The following is a 19,862-nucleotide window of genomic DNA, read 5'->3' on the forward strand; positions in this document are numbered from 1 at the left end:
ATATTTATTGGAATTTATGGAGCTAGATTAAGGCTAAGAAAAGTAATAAAAACCACCCAAAGCAAAAGCCCTGTACCATAACTGGAAGCCACAACTTCCATACTTTTATTGATAGACAGATTAAGTAGTTTTTTGAGCCAATAAGCCAGAAGAACCCAATAAATCAACTCAAACACATTCAATAACTGAAGTGGATATACTTGCCAAGAAGGAAGCTTTTGGGCATCAAATAATTGTAAAGCTGAAAGAGGAAAGAAATATTGTAAATCATTTAAAGTATAGTGCGTTTGGATAAACAAAAACCAAAATAATTTTATAACAGGAACTATTAAAAAAGGTATTTCTGCCAACATTACTGCTTTGAAAATAATTGAAAAGCTTACTTTACGCTCAAAGAAAAAGAAGCCTGTTTGTAGAACAAGAGCGATGAGAGATAATTTTATATAATAAATAACGGGTACTAGCAAGTATCCTAACCATGCCCATTTATGAGATTCCTCAATTATACCTTCAATTCTTTCTATTGTCAGTTGTTCAGAATATGAGTTATAATAAAGTGTGTTAGAAACTAAAAATTGATTTAAGGTAAATGTTAGTATCCATGTATATGCAATTATAGCCATGTATAGATACCTATTTTTAATCGCATATAGAGAAATCATAGCTTTATCAGGAAATAATAATTGTACTGCATTTCAAACTTATATCTTAACTGTAAATATTTTACTTCCTACTATTTTCTCTTCCCAATTTTATTAGGTTAATAAATGAGGGTAATGCAGAAATTATGATAAATAATATTACAATTTCCTTTGAGAACTTCAAGAAACCAAACATTATTAAAACGAGTATAATTGAGAATATTGATGCGATTATATTTAGAATCTTGAATAACATAATATACGAATACTGTTTTAAGATGACTCCGCAATCTATATTAGAGAAATTATTTTTACTACTTAAATCCATTTTGTAAAGAACATAATAAGGAATATTTGAGTTAGCTATTTCTTTGTATATAAAATAACATCCAAAATACTTAAGAAAGGAATTACTGTTTAAATAAGAATAGAGGTTTAAAGAATTGCAATTATTATGTATCCAATTGTAAAATAGTCCTCTATTCTATACGTATTTCATCTCCCGTTTTTTTGTCTTAGAATATATCTTTCTATAAAAATAGCAATAAAAAAAAGTATCCAAAAAGGTATTATTACAACTTTATTATCCTCAAAAGCCCATTGGTATCCTAAATATCCAACAGTACCTAAAATTGTAAAAAGAATAAATAAAAATATTTTTTTCATATTTTTTATCCAAAACATTGTTAATTCCACCAACTAAGTTGATTTCCTAATCCATAAACAGCACATACAGCCGCAATAGCTATTACAGCTGTTCCTCCTGTTGCAAGAGCTGTTGCGGATATTACACCAGCAGCAACAGCAGCATTAAATGCGGCAATACCTATACGACCAACAGCTAAACCTGCACAAAAAGCTGAAGCTGCACCTCCTCCATTAATATTTTCTATATTGTTATGTGATAGCTTTTTCATCGTTATTTTGATATAAATATTATAAATAATTTTACTTTTTACTTGCCGCATACAATGGCAAAATTAACATACATGTTGACGTAAACATTGCAGTTGCCGTAAATACAGCAGGACCAGCTAAAAAAGATGCTTCCAATAATGAAACAGCTATACCACAACTTGCAGCATAATATGCCCACCCATTTCCACCTCCATTGGTTAACTCTAAATTGTTTATTTCAATTTTTTTCATTGTATAAAATGTTTATAGTTCTATTCAAGCACTATCGCAAGAATATGACAAACTTATGATAAGCTACTGAACTAAAAGTTCAGTGGAGAAAAAATCTTTTAAATAATTTTCGTTGCTATATTTTTCCAGTAATAATGTACTTAACGTTTGTGCTTTTTGTTGGTAGCTTTTGTTGTTCAATAGCTCAAATATAGCTTGCTCAATACTTTGTTTGCTATCGGCTAAATCTGCCTTTTTTCCTAAACCATGATATACCACACGGGCAGCAGTTCCGTTTTGGTCCCATTTATCATTCAATGGAAACAGAAGCATCGGTGTTGCTTGAATGATAGATTCAAATACAGAACCTGGGCCTGCATGGGTTAAAAAGACATCAGCTTTGCTCAGTATATCTATTTGTGGAGCATAATCTAAAAAAATGATGTTTTCAGATTTTGTTTTCAAGCCCGAACGCATACTTTTTTCTAAGGTAATCACAAAATATAAGCTTGGGTTCTCAAAAGCAATATCTATCATTGCTTTAAAAAATGTATTGATATTTACTTTTCTGTGGGTCAGATGCGATTTAAGCACCGTTCCTAATGAACAATACAACAATTTACTATTTTGATAAGTCTCTTTCTTTTTGATAAAATTCAAATAATTAGCCTCTAAGTTTTCTTGTCGGTCTGTCATTACCATTGGGCCAACATACTTTTGCCAAGGTAATAATTGTTGTTCAGGGAAATCTAACTCTTGAGGTATCAAAAACCATTCTTCTACATTATTAAAGGTAGGGTTAAAAACTTTTTGGGTGTTTATTTGAAACTTTTGAGGTATTTTTTGCTCTTTAAATTTCTGTCTGAGGATGCTTAAATCACCTTTCCCAAAAAACTTTAAATCATTTAAGAAGTAACGCCATATGTATTTTCTAAAATACGTTTTCCATAATTTTTCAGCATCGCTATTAGGAAATGCATAAGTATTTAGAGGTGGAACATTCGGGTGATAATACATAGGAAACTTTGTTTGAAGTATTACCAGTTTTCTTTTTTCGAGAAATGGATATAGTAAAATAAAGTCTGAATAATTGAACTCATCCAAAAATATCAAATCAGGATTGATAACTTTTATTAAATCTTCTATGTCCTTTTTTCTGTGATTGTAAAGTTTATTAGTATGTCTATCAACCAAACTTTCCAGCCATTTTTCCTTTTTATCTTCATGTAAAAGGTCTTCAAGCCCAAGTGCAAAAGATATACTATTCATCGCATGAAATTGAAATCCATGTTTTTGGGTGAACCCTACCAATTCTGGCGTGCCACCATAATAAACAGAAAAGCCTTCGGTAGCATAGTGTTTTGCTAATTTTATAGTAGGGTTTAAATGTCCCATCAATGCAGGGAAAAGGAAAAGAGCAGTTTGCATATTCTATGTATTTTAAATATTGCAAGTAATAAAAGCTTACTGAACTAAAAATTCAGTGGGCTTTCATTATTTAATATCACTTTTTCCTCTTCGCGTTTGTAAGATTTATCCATTTAAGCTAGATGTTCAATATTTTGCCATAATTTATATATAAAGTATAGTAAAACCATAAAATATTTTGTTTTTGATAAAAGAGTAATTACATTCACAAACGAAAGATTAATACTCTCTTAACTCATTATTGACCATTCTTATATCTATACACTTATGATTCTAAAAATCTGTGAACGTCTTCGCTATTTGGATAGGCTTATCAAACTGAAAGCCACTGGTACTCCAAAAGAACTTTCCCAAAAGTTAGGTATTACTGAACGTGCTTGGTATAAGTACCGAGATGAACTGATTCATGATTTAGGACTACCTATTACTTATTGTACCTATCATAAAAGCTATATTTATACCGAAGAGGGTTGCTTTGAGATAGGTTTTCGAAAACTTTCTAACCCAGCTAAAGAGAAGATAAGAGGAGGGGCTAGTCTGGAGCTATTGAACGTTAGCTCTCCTTAAATAATAATTTATCATTTCTGAAGTTAATATTTTGTATAGTATATGTGTCCTCGTTGGTTCGCTAGCGAGGACTTGTTTTTATAACCTTTTCTCAACATCTTACATTCAAATATCCCAACCCAATGGTGCATTTTGTGAAAGGCATTTTCCAAAAACAAACTTATCTTGTAAATTGCACCAAATACCATAACGAAGACCGAAATGATCAAAATTCCAACTAATTCTAAAAAAGACGTCTATACTCACGCAGCCATTATTGTATGCCTATTAATGGTCTTATTTTTTGGATTTTTCTTTATTTACCTTCCTTGGAGTACCAATCACGGCGAAACTATTACTGTGCCTAGCTTGAAAGGCTTGACTATGGAGGAGGCCGAAGATTTATTGGACGAAAGAAACTTGGACTACGAAGTGACCGATAGTACTTTTACACCTGGTAAAAAACCGCTTACGGTACTTTCTCAGTATCCGCTCGAAAACTCTAAGGTAAAACAAGGACGAAAAATTTATTTGACAATCAATACTGAAACGGCTCCAATGATTAAGCTTCCCAAACTGACCGAAATGTCGGTACGAAGTGCCGAACAACAGTTGTTGATTGCGGGTTTGCTCAAACCTTCACTCGAATACCAAAACGATATTCGTGAAAATGAGGTACTCGAAGTAAAATATCAAGGTACGAAAATCGATGCAGGAACGTTAATTGCAAAAGGTTCGAAGGTTACGCTCATCGTGGGCAATGGCACAGGTAATGTCGAGTTAGAAATCCCTTGTTTAATAGGCAAACCGCTCGATGAAGCTATTATTATAATTTCTGGTTCTGGTTTACAAAAAGGAACCGTTATTTATGATCCAGATTCTACTGAACCAGCAGGCACAGTGATTCGTCAGAATCCTGCTTGCGAAGATGGCAAAATTAAAGCTGGCGAAATGATTGACCTTTGGGTAGCGGGTAACCCTCCGTCTGGAGAATAAACCTACCAATGGGTATTTAATAAAGTTCAAATGAAAAACATTTCTTCTTACACTTTTATAGGTTCTAAGAAGCCTTTCTGCGGAAAGGGTAAAAAAGGGTGGTTAATTTTTTTACCACTCTTTTTTATTGCTCAATTCCGTACTTTGGCTCAACTACAAACTATTTCTCTTGGCACTCCTGTTACACCTAGTGCGGCAAGAGTAGCTGCCACCAACGTAGCTAAGCTCCCATTCTTTGACGATTTTTCGTATGGACTCAAACTCAATACCAATAATTGGTTGAGTTCGGGAGGTACTTTGGTCAACAATGATTATGCGACGAATCACCCTACCATCAATATGCTTACTTTTGATGGACTCAAAGCTGATGGTAATCCCTATAATTTTGTCAATAGTTTGGCTGAAGGACCTACCGACACCTTGACTTCTCAAGTATTTGATTTGTCCAATTATTTGCCTGCCGATTCTCTATATTTGAGTTTCTTTTGGCAAAATAGTTCTTTGGGGGACAAGCCTAATACAAATGATTCTTTGCGGGTACAGTTTTTAACTAATGGCGGTATTTGGCAAACGGTCTGGGTGATGAAAGGAGATCAAGAAGTCGCAAATTTTCAACAAGTATTGATTCCTATTCGAGCACGCAATTTGTATTTTCATAACCAATTTCAGTTTAGATTTCAGAGTTTCGGTCGCCAGTCTGGACAGTTTGATATTTGGAATATTGACTATGTTTATTTGAATACGAAGCGTAATCAAAACGATAAATACTATGCAGATTTGGCGGTAAGACGAAATATGCCATCGCTGCTCAAACGATATAGAGCTATGCCTGTTAGACAGTTTATGCGTCGTCCAACACAGGAACTCAATGATTCTTTGAGTACAGATGTCGTGTATTTGAACCAAACGGCGGTCAACAACTTTTTTGATTATGATTTTACAGTAAAAGATTTACTGACTAACACAACGCTACAAAAAGCTACTCAGACCAATGTGGTGATTAGCCCCAATCCAGCGGGTTTATCCAGCGTGAAAATTGCACAAAAGTTAGCTACAACCTTAAGCCAACTGAGCAATGACAAATACAGTTTACAAAGCACATTTGCGCTAAAAACTACCGATGATGGTGTTATTATCAATAGAAAACAAAACGATACCATTCGCATAACAACGGAGTTTTCGGACTATTATGCTTATGACGACGGAACAGCCGAGGCTGGTGCATATTTAGGTAAAGGATTTGGACGTATAGCAGCGCAGTTCACCAATAATTCCAATGACGTAGTTTCGGGAGTTCGCATTAATCTATTACCCATGTTGACCAATCTTGAAGGTAATGCTATTACGATTCAGATTATGGAAAATGATAAAGGAAAACCAGGGAATGTGATTCGTTCATTATATAGTAAAGTGTCGTATAGCAAAGTTGTAAATGGTTTTATAGAATACACTTTTGACCCAGTGGCTGTAAAAGACACTTTTTATATTGGTGTTTTACAATACACTGATGGCGAACCGTTGATTATTGGCTTAGATAAAAACTCTTCACCGTTTTCTTCAAAATACTTTTATAATTTGGGTACGCAATGGGTAAATCTTGCCACCCAAACCAATAATGCCGATTTTAAAGCTGCTAATGGCGCCTTGATGATGCGCCCAATTATGGGAGGGACAGTGAAGGACGTTATTTTAGGAACAGAAAAAGATATTCAAGATCAACAATTAGTGGTATTTCCCAATCCTGCAAAGGATTATGTTTCGTGGAATGACCCAACTTTACGCAATGTCGAACTTGTCGATTTTCAGGGACAAAGTATTTTGAAGCAAAGAGTTTCTGAAAGTAGAGTTTCAGTCGAAAATCTTAATTCAGGCATATATTTATTGTTACTCTCAGACGAACGTAATACATTTGTTCGCAAAATCAGTATCGTTCGTTAAATTGTGATCTCAACGAAGTAAACAGAATAAAACATGGATATTACAGTAGAAGAATTAAAACAACGCCTAGATGCTGGCGAAGAATTCAACTTTCTTGATGTAAGAGAAGAATACGAATACGAAGAAGATAACTTGGGCGCATTGTTGATTCCACTAGGCGAATTACCAGACCGTTTAGAAGAAATCGATGGCTGGAAAGGACAAGAAGTAGTGGTTCATTGTCGTTCAGGTGCTCGCTCAGCACGTGCAAAAGCATTTTTAGAGTCACAAGGATTTACTAATGTTAGAAACGTGTTAGGCGGAATTTTGGCTTACAACGATTTAGACTAATTTCTTGTAAAACATGAAAGTAAAATGGTTCGGGCGAAGGTCTGAACCATTTTACTTTTCTTGAAATAAAATACCATTAATTAGGCTATTGAGTGTGAATATTTTACCCGAATGCCAATAGCCGACCGCCCAAAGCCCTACTATCATGATTGATATTTCAGCAGAAGAATTTAAAAATCGACTTACCGAGCTTCAAATCGTAGATATTCGTACCGAAGCAGAGGTTCTAGATTTTGATTTGGGAGGATTGCATTTACCCTTTGATGACTTACTAGAAATACTTGATGAGTTAGAATTCCTGAAAAGTCAAGAATTTGTCATCATTTGTTACACAGGTCTTCAAAGTAAAGTAGCCGCTACAATTCTCAGAAAAAGAGGCTTTGAAGGAGTGCGTAATCTTACAGGTGGTCTAGAAGCCTTCTTGAGTATTTAATACTGGTCTGAATACTTATTTCTTAGAAAATTTTTAAATTTGGGTTTCAGATACACATCGAATTCCATTTAAACAATAATCCAATAAACCGAATGTTAGCATATATAGATTGGTTCACAAGTTCTGATATTTTCACATTTCCCGAATCTTTACCTTTAATAGGTGGCTTACCTGTGCGTTGGTATGGGGTAATGTTTGCCACAGCTTTTTTGTTAGGCTATCAAGTTATTTCATATTTTTTCAAAAAAGAAGGTCGTCCACTCGAACAAGCCGATGAGTTATTGCTTTATGCTATGATTGCCACTGTGCTTGGCGCTCGAATGGGACATTATTTCTTTTATGAATATCCAACTTTATTGAGTAACCCCAGTTATTTTTTCTGGTCAATGATTCGCCCACCTTATGCAGGTTTGGCTAGTCATGGGGCTGCCATAGGCTTATTTTTAGCCTTTTACTTGTATGTTCGCAAGCACAAAGACATTAGCTATTTGTATGTAACCGACCGCGTTGTACCTACAGTTGCATTGGGTGGAGCTTGTATTCGTATCGGTAATTTGATGAATTCAGAGATTGTTGGAAAGGAGACAGATGTACCTTGGGCATTCAAATTTTATAATGACCCATCGCTCAATCACGACTATTTTGCAGTAGTGCCTCGTCACCCAGCACAATTATATGAAGCACTTTCTTGTATTGTCTTGTTTGTGATTCTTTTTATGATTTGGAATAAGAAAAAAGAAAAAACACAAGAAGGCTTAATGACAGGTGTATTCATGGTAGTCTTGTTTATTCTTCGTTTCTTCTATGAATTTATCAAAGAAAATCAAGTAAGCTTCGAAGATGGTATGAGCCTTAATATGGGACAATGGCTAAGTATTCCAGCTATTTTGTTTGGATTAGGAGTACTTTGGTATTCGTTTAAAAATAAGAAAACTGTTTAGAGAAAAGGCACAGAGTGGCAAAGGCACATAGGCACAAAGTGTAAATTGAGGCACAAAGGTACAGAGGGACAAAGTGGAGAGTTTGAATAATTTCACTTTGTCCCTCTATGCCTTTGTGCCTGTTCCCTCTTCACCACTGTTCACTTTTTTGTGACATTTATTTGATTTTTGCGTAACATAAGTGCTTGATTTATCAATAGATAAATTGTAAATTGATTAAAAATAACTTCAACTTATTACCCAAACACAAATCACTCATGGAAAATAATCAAACTGAACCTACTCCAAAAGGACAAATTGAAGAATTGAAAAATGCAGCTGTAGACAAAATTGAGGACTTGGCTGCAACAGCAGGTGAGAAAATCAAAGAGGTTACAGGAGTAGATGTAAAAGCAAAAGCGGAAGAATTAGCAGCTGAAGCTGGTGCAAAACTAGAGGAACTTGCAGATGTAGCAGACCAAAAAATTGAAGAAGTATCAGCTGTAGTTTCAGAAAAAATAGATGCTGTAGAAGATAAAATCGAAGAATTAGTTGGAGGTGACTTAGGCGAAAAAGCGGAAGAGCTAAAAGCTCAAGCTGAAGAAAAGCTAGAAGATATTCAAGAAGCTGCCGCTGAAAAAGTTGAAGAAGCTAAAGAAGCTGCTTCGGGCTTGTGGTCAAAAATTAAAGGAGCTTTCGGAGGAAATTAATTATATGTCGTTCCAATATGTGGAATGAGCATTATTAGTCAACTACTCATCAAAAAAGCGGTCGAAAATTACTTTTCGACCGCTTTTTTGATATTTAAAATGCTGAATATCTCTTTTTAGACGAGAGTTACTGCGTCTCTACAGGTGAAAATATAGGTTGAATAATAATCACTCATTTACTCAATCACCACTCACTAAATTTACTGTGGATAAACACTATCTGTTTTGAGCTTTACCACACTTCCTGTTTTTAGAATACGTTTGGCTCTCAAATATCTTTTGACATTGTATTCATCAAAATTTGGTGCTGAGGTACTGACACTTCCAATACGTACTTTATCAGAAGCATGGATAAACTGATTATTCCCAATCCACATGCCTACATGCACTACGCGTTCGGAACCATCTTCTCTTTTTTCTCCAAAGAATAATAAATCTCCTTCTTTCAAATTGCTCCAAACCCCAGATTTATCAATCGTTTCTCCTACCATTACTTGCTGCGAAGCATCACGCGGTAATAGGATGCCATTCAAAAAATAAACCGTTTTAGTGAATCCACTGCAATCTACACCCTTAAATGAAGTGCCACCCCATAGATATGGTACGCCCATTAATCGTTTAGATGTATTGACTAATGCCTCTTCTGTAGCGGAGGTAGTACTTATCCAATGTTTTACGATATCGGCTTCTTTAGCTGATACGTATCCCAATCGATTATCGGGTAAAATCACTTCAAAATAGCCATTTCTCTCAGCTTTTAGTTCCATTACGCAACCTGCGACAACATCTGAAACTGGTAAGGAATTACTATTTGATTCACTGTAAATAGTACCAAATGAGTTTGTATAAATTACTTTACTTTTTTCTTTCCAAGTATTCAACTGCTCAGTTGTAATACCAGTAATAGCGCCACGGTCAACCCATGCGATATAATGATCGGGTGTTTGTACCAAAAGCCAACCATTATCCTCTCTATCCAAAATACGTACTGGAGTACCCATTAAAGCTTGCGAAGCCATTTCGCCCGAATGACGCGGACTGTATCTAAGATTACAAACTGAAACTTCTACCAAACCCCATACTTTCTCACCTAGCTCTACAGCAGGAAGCGTACGAATTTGGTCAACGATTTCGAGTTTTTCATTTTTAAGCCTTTCAAGAAGGAAGCTTTTTGCACCAATAAGATTGGTTTTGCCCGTCAATATTAATTGATTTTTTTGACGGTAGGCATCTATTTGAAAAATAGCAGTTCTTTTATCAGGAGCAAAGCGATGATTGAATTGGTCGATAACTTGTGTAATAGATGAATCTGCCTTAGTACGTTTTGCATTGTTATTTTTCCCTGGGTTCAACCACGTTGAGCCTAACAGCACAACCCAAGAAAATAGTATTAAAATTAGCTTCATATCAAAAATTGGGGTTTAAGACGCCCTCTTCAACCCGCAAAAACTATGCCGAGCAGTGGTTTATTTATCGTATTGAAACTTAAACTTGCTCAAGTTAGGAAGATGTTTTTTAGGTCTATTTGCTTCATATTGATACACCAACTCACCTAAATTTTTCATAAAAGGAAAGCCAATGGTATCATAGTCGTATTTGCTGTCATTAAAAATTTGGTCTTCATTGCACAAAATCACTGCTGACAACATAAACTCGATTCCTTTTTCAAAATCAACGATATAGGCATTGTCCAACAAAAAGCCATAAGCATCGCCCACTTTGTTGAAAATGCGAATATTTGGGTTAATCGTAGCATCTTTTTGCCCTCCATACATCAAAAACTTACAGTATGCTGGCCAATAATCTGGAAGACTGTACGCAGGATACTTGCTTTCTGTAGGCATCTGAGACATATACTTGTGCAAAAACTGATAGTCTTCAGTCGTCAAATCAAAGCGTTGTTCTTTGGGAACAGCATTAGGGAAAATAATCGCACGCAACAATTGTTGTTGTTCGATTAATGGGAAAAAATTCTTTTGTGAAAAGTCAAATGGCTCATAGATAGTAGCATCTCCTTTGACATATCCTTTGCCCATTTTGATAGGCTCTACAGGGAAGTATTCTTTGGTAGCCGTAATCATCGGTTGCTCATACACCACCTGATTATTGTCTTTAAAGCTAATGGGGTTTGTTCTTTTGTTTTGCTCCACACTCATACCTACTTCCAAACGATGTACAATGCGTGTATCTTTTAGCCCTTTTGCTCGTAAACCATCATTAAAACCTTCCTGACCCATAAATTCATACAGACGATTAAAGGCATCATTATCCGATACCATCAAGATTTTTTTGGCATAATGCGATACCGACGCCATTCCATTGGCAGAAGTACTATCGCCCATCACAGGGGTATGACGTTCGTATTCTGCACCTGTAAACATGGGGGTATCTTTGGTTAATCCTTTTTTATTAAGCTGGTTTATTTTTTGCAGGGCCAGTACACAAGCAGGCAATTTTACGGTACTTGCTGGGTAAAAGTACTCTTGAGGATTGAGTCTAAAGCCATAAGTCGTGAAGCTTGGGCGATTTAAAACATCTCTGTCGATTTGGGTGTAGACAATTTGAACCCGAAGTCTATCAGCATTATCAAGAATAAATTGAAATTTTTCTGGTTGAGACTTCATCAACTCAGGTAATAACTGAAAATCTATTTTTTGAGCATAAAGCTGTGTTGACATTGCCAAGATTGTCAAGAATTGTATAAGTTTTCTTTTCATCTGTTCAAATGGTTCAAATATCAATTGAGAGTGCAAGCAATAATTAGTTATGTTTTTTAAAGTGTACAAAAGATTAAGCTTATGTTATTTATCAATAGCCACAATCTTTAATCTTTTGTACACTGCTAACTATGGTTTTATAATTTTTCCCGATAATACAGTTTTCTTTTGAAATCCCTATCCTGATATTTTAGCAAATTGGTTGCACAATTGAGCTAGATACAAAAGTTCGTCTTCATTGTGCATAGCACTAATCACTAAACGACTCACAGGTTGATCATGAACGGTAGGGTAGGGAAAACACGATGTCATCACTCCACGGTCTTTCAAAAAATCATGCAAACCCTCACGGCGTGTACAAAAAGCAGGATAATTCTTAATCGAATCCAAGTATGCTACTTCAAGATTTTCTGTAAAATACTGGATGTTATGAATAAGCTTTTCTTTTTGCTCATAATACAAACCTGTACTAAGCATAAAGGCATCTAACAGAGCAGGCATCATTGGGGAAGCTCCGGCAAACATAGGCGTGTGGCGGAGGTGATTGATAATTTCGGGTTTACCCAAAATCACACCACCAGTCATACCCATAGCTTTGTTGAGCGAACCTGTCACAATCAAATGGATATTGTCGTTAAAGTCAGGCTCAAAGCCTAGAAAGTCTGCAATATGTTGAATTCCCAAGCTATGTGATGCATCAATTACAACGACGATTTCTTTGTTTTTGGGTAAAGTTTTAATCCAACTAAAATCAAAGTCCTCGACATAGGGTGAGCCCACCGAGTCGGAACAAATCACAATTTTTTCAGCAAGATTTTTTGAAATATTCTCTGAAATCGTACTAGCCCATTCCTCGTAAGAATCAATGGGCAAATGCTTATGATGAGGCCAAAGAGCAGGGTGTGTTTTGGGAGCTATTTCAACATGATATTCCAAACTTTGATAGTACGATACCGTCACCTGACCTGCCGACATACCCGAAGCGACAGTCAAAGCTGCAGGCGCTCCAAAAAACTGAGCTAAAGCTTGCTCTGCCTCTTCATAGATAGAAAGACGAACATTGTTGTTTCTTGAACTTCCCCACGAACTTCCCCACTGAACCAAAGATTCAATCAGATTTCGTTTGAAAGTAGGATGCTGTGCAATACCCAAATACGCCGTACCACTAAACCAATAGTAATCTTGGTCTATAGTTTGGAGTGTATTGTTAGGTATTTTGGATGAATAAAAAATCATGACTTTACTTTGGATAAAACGTAATTAAGAGAGTGTTTACAAGTCAATTTTATAAAAGGTAATTAGAACAGTAACGTAGGAGTGTACAAAGCCATTTCTTTCGGATATCGGATGTTGGATTTCGGAAGTGTAGACTTCTTTATTTTGTGAAAAATAGCGGTATTATACTTTATTTCCGAAATCAGAAATCCAAAACCTGCAATAGTTTGGAATCCTTTGTACTGTTCTAACTAGCCTATTGCCTAAAGCATTAAAGCCTACAGCAGTTATCAACATCATTTTAGATTTGCGCCAGTTCCATTTTCATCGGCATAAATCACTTTACCATAATCGATGATAACTCCAGTAGAAATTTGATCATCGACCAACAAAATACCGTCCATATCAACATAATCCAATAATGGCAACAGTTGTGCAATTGCCGAACAACCTACATTCGATTCGGTCATACAGCCAACCATCACTTTCAAACCCAACTTTTTGGCATGAGCAATCATACGAAGGGCAGGAGTGAGACCACCACATTTCATTAACTTAACATTGATACCGTGGAAAAAACCATAACATCTCGCCACATCTTCTTCTACAATACAACTTTCGTCAGCAATAATCGGAAGTACTGATTCGGCAAATACCTTTTTCATCCCTTCCCAGTTATCAGCTTTCATTGGTTGTTCGATAAATTCAACACCTAATTCTTTCAAGGCAATAGCATTTTGTATTGTTTCTTCAACACTCCAAGCGGTATTGGCATCGACTCTGAATATGGCGTCGGTATGCTTGCGCAACTCTTGTACAATCTTGATATCTTCCTTAGTACCTAATTTGATTTTATAGAGTGGAAAGGGTACCTCTTGCATTTTTTCCACCATTTTCTCCAACGTGTCAATTCCTATGGTATAATCCGTAATAGGATTATTGCTAGGGTCTAGTCCCCAAGCTTTGTATAGGGGTAATCCCTTTTTCTTAGCCCAAAGATCATTGGCCGCAATATCCAAAGCACATAAAGCAAATGGATGTTCATCCTTTAAATAAGGAAATACATCTTCCCAAAATTGTTTGGGATCTTGTAAATCATAGCTTTCAACAAAGTCTCTCACTGATTCCAATTGAGCCGTCATTTTTTCCATAGTCACGCCGTAATATGGCGTTTCTGTTGCTTCTCCAAAACCTCTAAAGTCGCCATCTTGTAGTTCGACAATCAAAGTTGGTTGTATATCTCGCGACTCGTGAGTAATCGTAAATGTGTGTTTTAGGGGTAATTGAAAAGTGTGAAGTACCAGTTTCATAATCAAAAAATTGGGTTGAATGAAGTAAGTTATATCAAAAACTACAAGAGCAATAAGCGCAGTAGCCTATTGCTCTTATAAGAAAAATTCAAATTAACGAAATCGGACGAAATTAACTATTTCTCCTATCTCAAAATGAGTTTTTTCAGACGGGAGTTCTACAAAACCATCACAGTTGGTCAAGTTAGCAAAATCTGCCGAACCACTGCCTTCAAACGGAATTGCCAACATTTTTCCATTATCAAAATATACCTGTGCAGGCGCAAAATAGGTGAGCGCTGGTTTGAAAAACACTTCTTTAGCCAAACTCACTTGTTCTACTTTGGGCTTTTGCTGTGCAATCACAGGTAAAGCATATTTACAAAAACATAAGAAGGTAGATACAGGATTACCAGGAAGGGCAAAAACTAATTTTTTACCTTCGTTATTTTCTACATCTTTTGTGCCAAACCAAAATGGCTTCCCTGGTTTCTGGGCTACTTTATGAAAACATTTTTTTACACCTAATTGAGCTAAAATCTCAGGAACATAATCTTTCTTTCCTGCCGAAACGCCACCACTTAGCAAAATGACATCATGCTCTTCTAAAATTTGAGTGAGCTTTTCCGTTAATACTTCAGGGTCATCAGTCAAATGGAATAATTGAGCTTCGATATTCCAAGTTTGTAGCGCTGCTGCCAACATATAGGAGTTTGACATACGAATTTGATGACTTTCTGGCTTTACAGCAATATCCACTAATTCGTCTCCCGTCGAAATTACCGCTACTTTCGGCGATGCTACTACCTGTACTTCTTGCTTACCGACCGACGCCATTACGGCAATTTCGGCTGGACTAATTCTGATACCTGCTTCCAATAAGATTTGTCCTGCGATTTTATCAGAACCTTGTCGGTGTACATTTTGCCCAAGAGTAATTTCTTCAAACGGAATGGTGATTTTGGCTATTTTCTTTCCTTCGATTTCCTCTATAATCACGTCTTCATATCGTACCACCGTATCGCAACCCGAAGGCAAAATGGCTCCTGTCATAATTTCGATACAAGCATGTGTATCTTGAAGCTGTTTTTGTGTTTCACCAGCAAATTGAATTTGCTCGACCAAGATTGCTGCTGGATTAATACCTTCAAAAGCAAAAGCGATACCATCCATCGCTACTCGATTGAAAGGAGGGAAGTCTCGGTCAGCCGTAATGCTTTCGGCTAATATTCTGCCTTTTGAACTCAGTAACGCTACTTTTTCGTTTTGCTGAGGAAATGTATATTGTTGAATAATCTGGTAAGCCTCTTGTGATGTTATCATAACTTTGAGAACGTTTTTAGCTTTTTTTCTTTTTATGATAAAACTTGAAAAGACAAATTTCTACAATTTACCTTACCTTTTGAGGAGGCGTACCGTATTTTTGTAAAAAACATAGAGCAATGGCACAAGAACAATCCGAAAATAAAGACTTTTCACATTTAGATACTCAGCATAACCCTTCTATGGTAGATGTTTCGGGCAAAACTATTACCAAACGTACCGCAACTGCCAGAAGTATTATAGCACTCACGCCCGAAATTGTGGCGCAATTTGTCAATGGCGATATTCAAACTAAAAAAGGGGCGGTTTTTCAGACAGCTATTATTGCTGGAACAATGGGAGCCAAAAAGACCTCAGATTTAATTCCTCTATGTCATCCATTAGGATTGGATTCATGTAAATTCAATATCGAATTACAAGGCAACGAGGTAATCATTGATTGCACGTGCTCATTAACTGCCAAAACGGGCGTCGAAATGGAAGCCCTCACGGGCGCAACCATTGCCGCTTTGACTGTATATGATATGTGTAAAGCATTTTCACATGATTTAGTGATTAAAGAAACCAAGCTCCTCTCGAAAACAGGAGGAAAAAGTGACTATAAAGCCTAATGAATGGATTGATACTTTCGGGGGGACAAAGTTCTCGTATGGGTCGTGAAAAACGATTGATTCAATATCATGGCAAGACACAAGAAGAATATCTGTTTGAGTTGCTGAGTTTATATTGTGAAAAAGTATTTGTTTCACTAAATACTAATCAGCAAAGTGACTATCCTTATATATATGATGCGTTTCACGAATTAAATAGTCCATTAGTGGGTATTCTTTCTGCTTTTCAGCATGAGCCCAAACAAGCTTGGCTGGTGGTAGCTTGTGACATGCCTTTTGTGAATCAAGAAACGATTCAATATTTGATTGAAGCTAGAGATATATCTCAAAAAGCCACAGCTTTTCAAAATCCAGAGGAGCTTTTTCCTGAACCACTCGTTACGATTTACGAACCAAGTATTTATCCCGACTTGCTGCAAGCCTATCAACAAGTACGTAAATCTGCTATGCGAGTATTATCGCAGCAGCCCATAAAGCTGATTAATGCGCCTGACTCACAAATGCTAAAAAGTATTAATACTCCAGCAGAATACGAGGAGGCTATCAAGAGGAAATAGTCTATATTAATTCCTCATGACAAAATGAAAATATTTTTGCCTAATGCCTATGGCTTACGGCTTAAGGCGTTATAATTATACATCCGAAATCAAATATCCGAAATCCGCATTCGAATTTATGTCATCTCATCATATTATACGCGACGAACAAGAACCAGCCTTAATCATTGCTAACGGCGAAGCTTGTAGTCAAGAATTACTTGGGCAGCTTTTAGAATGGTCACCACTTATTGTTGTGCTAGATTCAGCTATTCATCGAGTGCTCGAATTAGGTATAAAAGTGGATGTATTACTTGGGGATTTTGACCGAGCACTTGATCTTGAAGCCATTCAGTCTGCGCAATATCCTATAGAAATTATCCATACGCCTGATCAAGAAAAACATGATTTAGAAAAAGCTTTCGAATATCTAATTTCTCGTGGTTTTCCAGCAGCTAACGTAGTTTGGGCTACAGGTCGCCGTGCCGATCACACCATGACCAATATTACTAATATTGTTAGATTTCGAAACCAGCTCAAAATTGTCATGATTGATGATTATTCAAAAATCTATCTGTTACCTTATCAGTTTGAGAAATGGTACACCAAAGGAACTCCTATTTCTTTGATTCCTATTGGTGTAGTAAGTGGCATACATTCCTCAGGATTAAAGTATAACTTATTTGATGAAGCGCTCACTTTAGGTTATCGAACAGGCTCTAGTAATGAAGTAGAAGAAGATGGATTTGTAAAAATTTCCTACAAAACAGGAGATTTATTGATGATGGAGTGTACAGATTAAAAAAAGGCTTTAAGATAAATCTACCCTAAAGCCCAATACTTATACAAATCAAGGTCTAAACTGGTCATCATTACTAGTCCTTCTTTTGAAGGAATACAAAACACCCGAAGCCAAAATGGCTAAAACAATTACATAAAGTGTTCTCATAGTATTTACATGGTTATGTCAAATATCATAAAAATTACTATTTCATGACATCGGAGGTGTTACTGATAGTTTTGGTGAAAATCAGAAAATTAACGAGTATTAAGGATTGATATTTTATCCTTAATACTAAATATTACGACATAAATACGTAAAAGTCAATACCTTAGATTCACATTGTCTTTTTTTTATTTCATGAAGCTTATAAATAACAATAAGTGCTTAGTAAGTACAGAGTATTTCTGCTTATTTATAGGCTAATTTTTAATTATAATCTATCCTAATATTAATCTTACTCAGTTTATTAATCACAAGGATTTGTTGAGGATAAAGTCTAACTTTGCGAAAAATTTGGAATCTATAGATATACAAATAGTCAACAAACTGTTTGTTCATAATTATTAAGCTCAAAATGCACAAGAATTTTATTGAAGAATTACGTTGGAGAGGTATGCTCCACGATATGATGCCAGGAACAGAAGAACAACTCAATAAAGAAATGACAACAGCTTATATCGGTTTCGACCCAACGGCCTCGTCTTTACATATTGGAAATCTTGCTACAATCATGTTGTTAAAGCACTTTCAGCTTTGTGGTCATAAGCCGATTGCCTTGGTAGGCGGTGCAACAGGTATGATTGGCGATCCTTCGTTCAAAGCAGCTGAGCGTTCTTTCCTATCTGAAGAAACCTTGCGTTTCAACCAAGAGGGAATCCGCAAGCAATTATCTAAATTCTTAGATTTTGATTGTGGCGACAACTCTGCCGAATTAGTAAATAACTATGATTGGTTTAAGAATTTCTCTTTTCTTGAGTTTTTAAGAGAAGCAGGAAAATACCTTAGCGTAAATTATATGATGTCGAAAGACTCCGTAAAGAAACGTTTAGAAACAGGTATTTCATTTACAGAGTTCTCTTACCAATTATTACAAGGCTACGATTTTTATTGGCTATATAAAAACAATGGTGTTCGTCTTCAAATGGGAGGTTCTGACCAATGGGGTAATATAACAACAGGTACAGAAATCATTCGTAGAAAAGAAGGCGGCTCTGAAGAAGTAGAATTTAATAGAGCTTTTGCTTTAACTACGCCACTTGTGACCAAAGCAGATGGTACCAAATTTGGTAAATCAGAATCAGGAAACGTTTGGCTCGATGCAAGCATGACAAGTCCTTACGAATTCTACCAATTTTGGTTAAATGCTGCCGATGCCGATAGTCACCGTCTATTGAGAGTATTTACATTACTTTCTCGTGAGGAAATCACTGCTATCGAAGAAGAACACGCTGCTGCACCACACTTGCGTATCATGCAAAAAGCTTTGGCAAAAGACGTGACTTGTCGTGTTCACTCTGAGGAAGCATATAATATAGCAGTAAAGGCTTCTGAAATCCTCTATGGAAAAGGTACTGTCGATGCTTTACAAGGAATGAGTGACCAGGATATTCTTTCTGTATTTGCAGGAGTGCCTCAAACAATCATCGCACGTGGAGATTATGAAGCTTGTACTAATATTACTGATTTAGTATCAACTGTAACCAATGGAGAGGTATATGCTTCAAAAGGAGAAGCTCGTCGTGCTATTCAAGGGAATGCTTTAAGCGTAAACAAATCAAAAGTTCCAGATCCAAATCATCCAATTGATTTTACACTTCTTAATAACAAGTATCTGTTACTAGGAAAAGGAAAAAAGAACCATCTTTTGATTGTCGAATAAAAATAATAATTGTTAAAGACCTTCAACTAATAAAAGTTGAAGGTCTTTTTATAACTATTCATAGAATTTATTTGCCAAATGGTTTGATAGGTTGTATGCTTTGACTTTTAGTAGTAAAAAAGTTTGAGCTCTATTTGTTTTGTTATCAACGACTTACAAAAAACTTTTAAAAATAGTGTCAAAAAGATTTGGATGGTTGGGAATAAAGTGGGAATTTTGCACTCCCAAACGACGGGAAAGGAATTGTAGCGAAGAAAAGAAGTTGAGAGTTGCGAAAATAAATTTCAAAAAATATTTTCAAAAACATTTGGAAGTTAAGAATAAAGCTACTAATTTTGCACTCCCAAACAACGGGAAGCGGTTAAATCGAAAGAGGTTTAGCGACAATTTTTGAGATAAGTTACTGACGATAAGTTGGTTACTTGTTTTGGAGAAAAG

Annotated in this window: 21 protein-coding genes; 11 read left to right on the top strand and 10 right to left on the bottom strand. The window is 36.0% G+C overall.

The window, feature by feature from the left end:
* Positions 1-14 precede the first annotated feature (14 nt).
* The 5 genes from QM491_RS02845 to QM491_RS02865 all read right to left on the bottom strand — a co-directional run bounded on the left by QM491_RS02845 (position 15) and on the right by QM491_RS02865 (position 3,197).
* Complete coding sequence (locus tag QM491_RS02845; protein ID WP_283325739.1) at positions 15-623, bottom strand: hypothetical protein; 609 nt, start codon at positions 621-623, stop codon at positions 15-17.
* A 513-nt stretch (positions 624-1,136) separates the two neighbouring features.
* Entirely contained in the window at positions 1,137-1,307 is a 171-nt protein-coding gene (locus QM491_RS02850; RefSeq protein ID WP_166580114.1) for a hypothetical protein, read from the bottom strand.
* 20 nt (positions 1,308-1,327) lie between these two features.
* Positions 1,328-1,558, bottom strand: coding sequence for a hypothetical protein (locus QM491_RS02855; protein ID WP_283325740.1), 231 nt, complete (start codon positions 1,556-1,558; stop codon positions 1,328-1,330).
* A gap of 31 nt (positions 1,559-1,589) precedes the next feature.
* Positions 1,590-1,790, bottom strand: coding sequence for a hypothetical protein (locus tag QM491_RS02860; RefSeq protein ID WP_166580112.1), 201 nt, complete (start codon positions 1,788-1,790; stop codon positions 1,590-1,592).
* Between the two features lie 63 nt (positions 1,791-1,853).
* Complete coding sequence (locus QM491_RS02865) at positions 1,854-3,197, bottom strand: glycosyltransferase (protein WP_283325741.1); 1,344 nt, start codon at positions 3,195-3,197, stop codon at positions 1,854-1,856.
* A 267-nt stretch (positions 3,198-3,464) separates the two neighbouring features.
* Here QM491_RS02865 and QM491_RS02870 point away from each other — a divergent pair, with 267 nt between their 5' ends.
* The 7 genes from QM491_RS02870 to QM491_RS02900 all read left to right on the top strand — a co-directional run bounded on the left by QM491_RS02870 (position 3,465) and on the right by QM491_RS02900 (position 9,070).
* Positions 3,465-3,764: a hypothetical protein gene (locus tag QM491_RS02870; RefSeq protein WP_283325742.1), complete on the top strand. Its 300-nt coding sequence runs from the start codon at positions 3,465-3,467 to the stop codon at positions 3,762-3,764.
* 201 nt (positions 3,765-3,965) lie between these two features.
* On the top strand, positions 3,966-4,739 hold the full coding sequence (locus tag QM491_RS02875; RefSeq protein ID WP_095167050.1) for a PASTA domain-containing protein: 774 nt from the start codon (positions 3,966-3,968) through the stop codon (positions 4,737-4,739).
* Positions 4,740-4,769: 30 nt separating this feature from the next.
* Positions 4,770-6,677, top strand: coding sequence for a T9SS type A sorting domain-containing protein (locus tag QM491_RS02880; RefSeq protein ID WP_283325743.1), 1,908 nt, complete (start codon positions 4,770-4,772; stop codon positions 6,675-6,677).
* 33 nt (positions 6,678-6,710) lie between these two features.
* Positions 6,711-7,007 carry a rhodanese-like domain-containing protein gene (locus QM491_RS02885; RefSeq protein WP_166552979.1) on the top strand — a complete coding sequence of 99 codons (297 nt, stop codon included), beginning with the start codon at positions 6,711-6,713 and terminating at the stop codon, positions 7,005-7,007.
* Between the two features lie 145 nt (positions 7,008-7,152).
* The gene (locus QM491_RS02890; protein ID WP_283325744.1) at positions 7,153-7,440 is read left to right on the top strand and encodes a rhodanese-like domain-containing protein; all 288 of its coding nucleotides are present in this window, start codon (positions 7,153-7,155) and stop codon (positions 7,438-7,440) included.
* Between the two features lie 92 nt (positions 7,441-7,532).
* Positions 7,533-8,381 carry a prolipoprotein diacylglyceryl transferase gene (gene lgt / locus QM491_RS02895; RefSeq protein ID WP_283325745.1) on the top strand — a complete coding sequence of 283 codons (849 nt, stop codon included), beginning with the start codon at positions 7,533-7,535 and terminating at the stop codon, positions 8,379-8,381.
* A gap of 257 nt (positions 8,382-8,638) precedes the next feature.
* Entirely contained in the window at positions 8,639-9,070 is a 432-nt protein-coding gene (locus QM491_RS02900; RefSeq protein WP_283325746.1) for a hypothetical protein, read from the top strand.
* 200 nt (positions 9,071-9,270) lie between these two features.
* On the opposite strand, the gene QM491_RS02905 is transcribed toward QM491_RS02900, so the two are convergent.
* From QM491_RS02905 to QM491_RS02925, 5 genes are all read right to left on the bottom strand, one after another.
* A complete protein-coding gene (locus QM491_RS02905) occupies positions 9,271-10,476 on the bottom strand; it encodes a C40 family peptidase (protein WP_283325747.1) in 1,206 nt (401 codons plus the stop codon).
* A gap of 60 nt (positions 10,477-10,536) precedes the next feature.
* Positions 10,537-11,787, bottom strand: a complete 1,251-nt coding sequence (locus tag QM491_RS02910) for a serine hydrolase (RefSeq protein ID WP_283325748.1) — start codon at positions 11,785-11,787, stop codon at positions 10,537-10,539.
* Between the two features lie 177 nt (positions 11,788-11,964).
* Positions 11,965-13,023, bottom strand: coding sequence for an aminotransferase class I/II-fold pyridoxal phosphate-dependent enzyme (locus QM491_RS02915; RefSeq protein ID WP_283325749.1), 1,059 nt, complete (start codon positions 13,021-13,023; stop codon positions 11,965-11,967).
* A 275-nt stretch (positions 13,024-13,298) separates the two neighbouring features.
* Positions 13,299-14,312, bottom strand: coding sequence for a dipeptide epimerase (locus QM491_RS02920; protein ID WP_283325750.1), 1,014 nt, complete (start codon positions 14,310-14,312; stop codon positions 13,299-13,301).
* Positions 14,313-14,405: 93 nt separating this feature from the next.
* Positions 14,406-15,614, bottom strand: coding sequence for a molybdopterin molybdotransferase MoeA (locus QM491_RS02925; RefSeq protein WP_283325751.1), 1,209 nt, complete (start codon positions 15,612-15,614; stop codon positions 14,406-14,408).
* Positions 15,615-15,733: 119 nt separating this feature from the next.
* On the opposite strand from QM491_RS02925, the gene moaC reads away from it, so the two are divergent.
* The 4 genes from moaC (at position 15,734) to tyrS (ending at position 19,424) form a co-directional block, all read left to right on the top strand.
* Entirely contained in the window at positions 15,734-16,225 is a 492-nt protein-coding gene (gene moaC / locus QM491_RS02930; protein WP_166552988.1) for a cyclic pyranopterin monophosphate synthase MoaC, read from the top strand.
* A complete protein-coding gene (gene mobA, locus QM491_RS02935) occupies positions 16,225-16,782 on the top strand; it encodes a molybdenum cofactor guanylyltransferase (RefSeq protein WP_283325752.1) in 558 nt (185 codons plus the stop codon). Before moaC ends, mobA begins: the two co-directional genes overlap by 1 nt.
* Before the next feature lie 118 nt (positions 16,783-16,900).
* Positions 16,901-17,563: a thiamine diphosphokinase gene (locus tag QM491_RS02940; RefSeq protein WP_283325754.1), complete on the top strand. Its 663-nt coding sequence runs from the start codon at positions 16,901-16,903 to the stop codon at positions 17,561-17,563.
* Between the two features lie 556 nt (positions 17,564-18,119).
* The gene (tyrS, locus tag QM491_RS02945) at positions 18,120-19,424 is read left to right on the top strand and encodes a tyrosine--tRNA ligase (protein ID WP_166552991.1); all 1,305 of its coding nucleotides are present in this window, start codon (positions 18,120-18,122) and stop codon (positions 19,422-19,424) included.
* Positions 19,425-19,862 lie beyond the last annotated feature (438 nt).

Source organism: Flectobacillus longus (assembly GCF_030056705.1).
GTDB lineage: Bacteria > Bacteroidota > Bacteroidia > Cytophagales > Spirosomataceae > Flectobacillus > Flectobacillus longus.

Excerpts from the sequence above, each read along its gene's own strand:
- QM491_RS02845 (WP_283325739.1), bottom strand. The coding sequence starts at position 623 with ATGGCTATAATTGCATATACATGGATACTAACATTTACCTTAAATCAA.
- QM491_RS02850 (WP_166580114.1), bottom strand. The coding sequence starts at position 1,307 with ATGAAAAAAATATTTTTATTTATTCTTTTTACAATTTTAGGTACTGTT.
- QM491_RS02855 (WP_283325740.1), bottom strand. The coding sequence starts at position 1,558 with ATGAAAAAGCTATCACATAACAATATAGAAAATATTAATGGAGGAGGT.
- QM491_RS02860 (WP_166580112.1), bottom strand. The coding sequence starts at position 1,790 with ATGAAAAAAATTGAAATAAACAATTTAGAGTTAACCAATGGAGGTGGA.
- QM491_RS02865 (WP_283325741.1), bottom strand. The coding sequence starts at position 3,197 with ATGCAAACTGCTCTTTTCCTTTTCCCTGCATTGATGGGACATTTAAAC.
- QM491_RS02870 (WP_283325742.1), top strand. The coding sequence starts at position 3,465 with ATGATTCTAAAAATCTGTGAACGTCTTCGCTATTTGGATAGGCTTATC.
- QM491_RS02875 (WP_095167050.1), top strand. The coding sequence starts at position 3,966 with ATGATCAAAATTCCAACTAATTCTAAAAAAGACGTCTATACTCACGCA.
- QM491_RS02880 (WP_283325743.1), top strand. The coding sequence starts at position 4,770 with ATGAAAAACATTTCTTCTTACACTTTTATAGGTTCTAAGAAGCCTTTC.
- QM491_RS02885 (WP_166552979.1), top strand. The coding sequence starts at position 6,711 with ATGGATATTACAGTAGAAGAATTAAAACAACGCCTAGATGCTGGCGAA.
- QM491_RS02890 (WP_283325744.1), top strand. The coding sequence starts at position 7,153 with ATGATTGATATTTCAGCAGAAGAATTTAAAAATCGACTTACCGAGCTT.
- lgt (WP_283325745.1), top strand. The coding sequence starts at position 7,533 with ATGTTAGCATATATAGATTGGTTCACAAGTTCTGATATTTTCACATTT.
- QM491_RS02900 (WP_283325746.1), top strand. The coding sequence starts at position 8,639 with ATGGAAAATAATCAAACTGAACCTACTCCAAAAGGACAAATTGAAGAA.
- QM491_RS02905 (WP_283325747.1), bottom strand. The coding sequence starts at position 10,476 with ATGAAGCTAATTTTAATACTATTTTCTTGGGTTGTGCTGTTAGGCTCA.
- QM491_RS02910 (WP_283325748.1), bottom strand. The coding sequence starts at position 11,787 with ATGAAAAGAAAACTTATACAATTCTTGACAATCTTGGCAATGTCAACA.
- QM491_RS02915 (WP_283325749.1), bottom strand. The coding sequence starts at position 13,023 with ATGATTTTTTATTCATCCAAAATACCTAACAATACACTCCAAACTATA.
- QM491_RS02920 (WP_283325750.1), bottom strand. The coding sequence starts at position 14,312 with ATGAAACTGGTACTTCACACTTTTCAATTACCCCTAAAACACACATTT.
- QM491_RS02925 (WP_283325751.1), bottom strand. The coding sequence starts at position 15,614 with ATGATAACATCACAAGAGGCTTACCAGATTATTCAACAATATACATTT.
- moaC (WP_166552988.1), top strand. The coding sequence starts at position 15,734 with ATGGCACAAGAACAATCCGAAAATAAAGACTTTTCACATTTAGATACT.
- mobA (WP_283325752.1), top strand. The coding sequence starts at position 16,225 with ATGAATGGATTGATACTTTCGGGGGGACAAAGTTCTCGTATGGGTCGT.
- QM491_RS02940 (WP_283325754.1), top strand. The coding sequence starts at position 16,901 with ATGTCATCTCATCATATTATACGCGACGAACAAGAACCAGCCTTAATC.
- tyrS (WP_166552991.1), top strand. The coding sequence starts at position 18,120 with ATGCACAAGAATTTTATTGAAGAATTACGTTGGAGAGGTATGCTCCAC.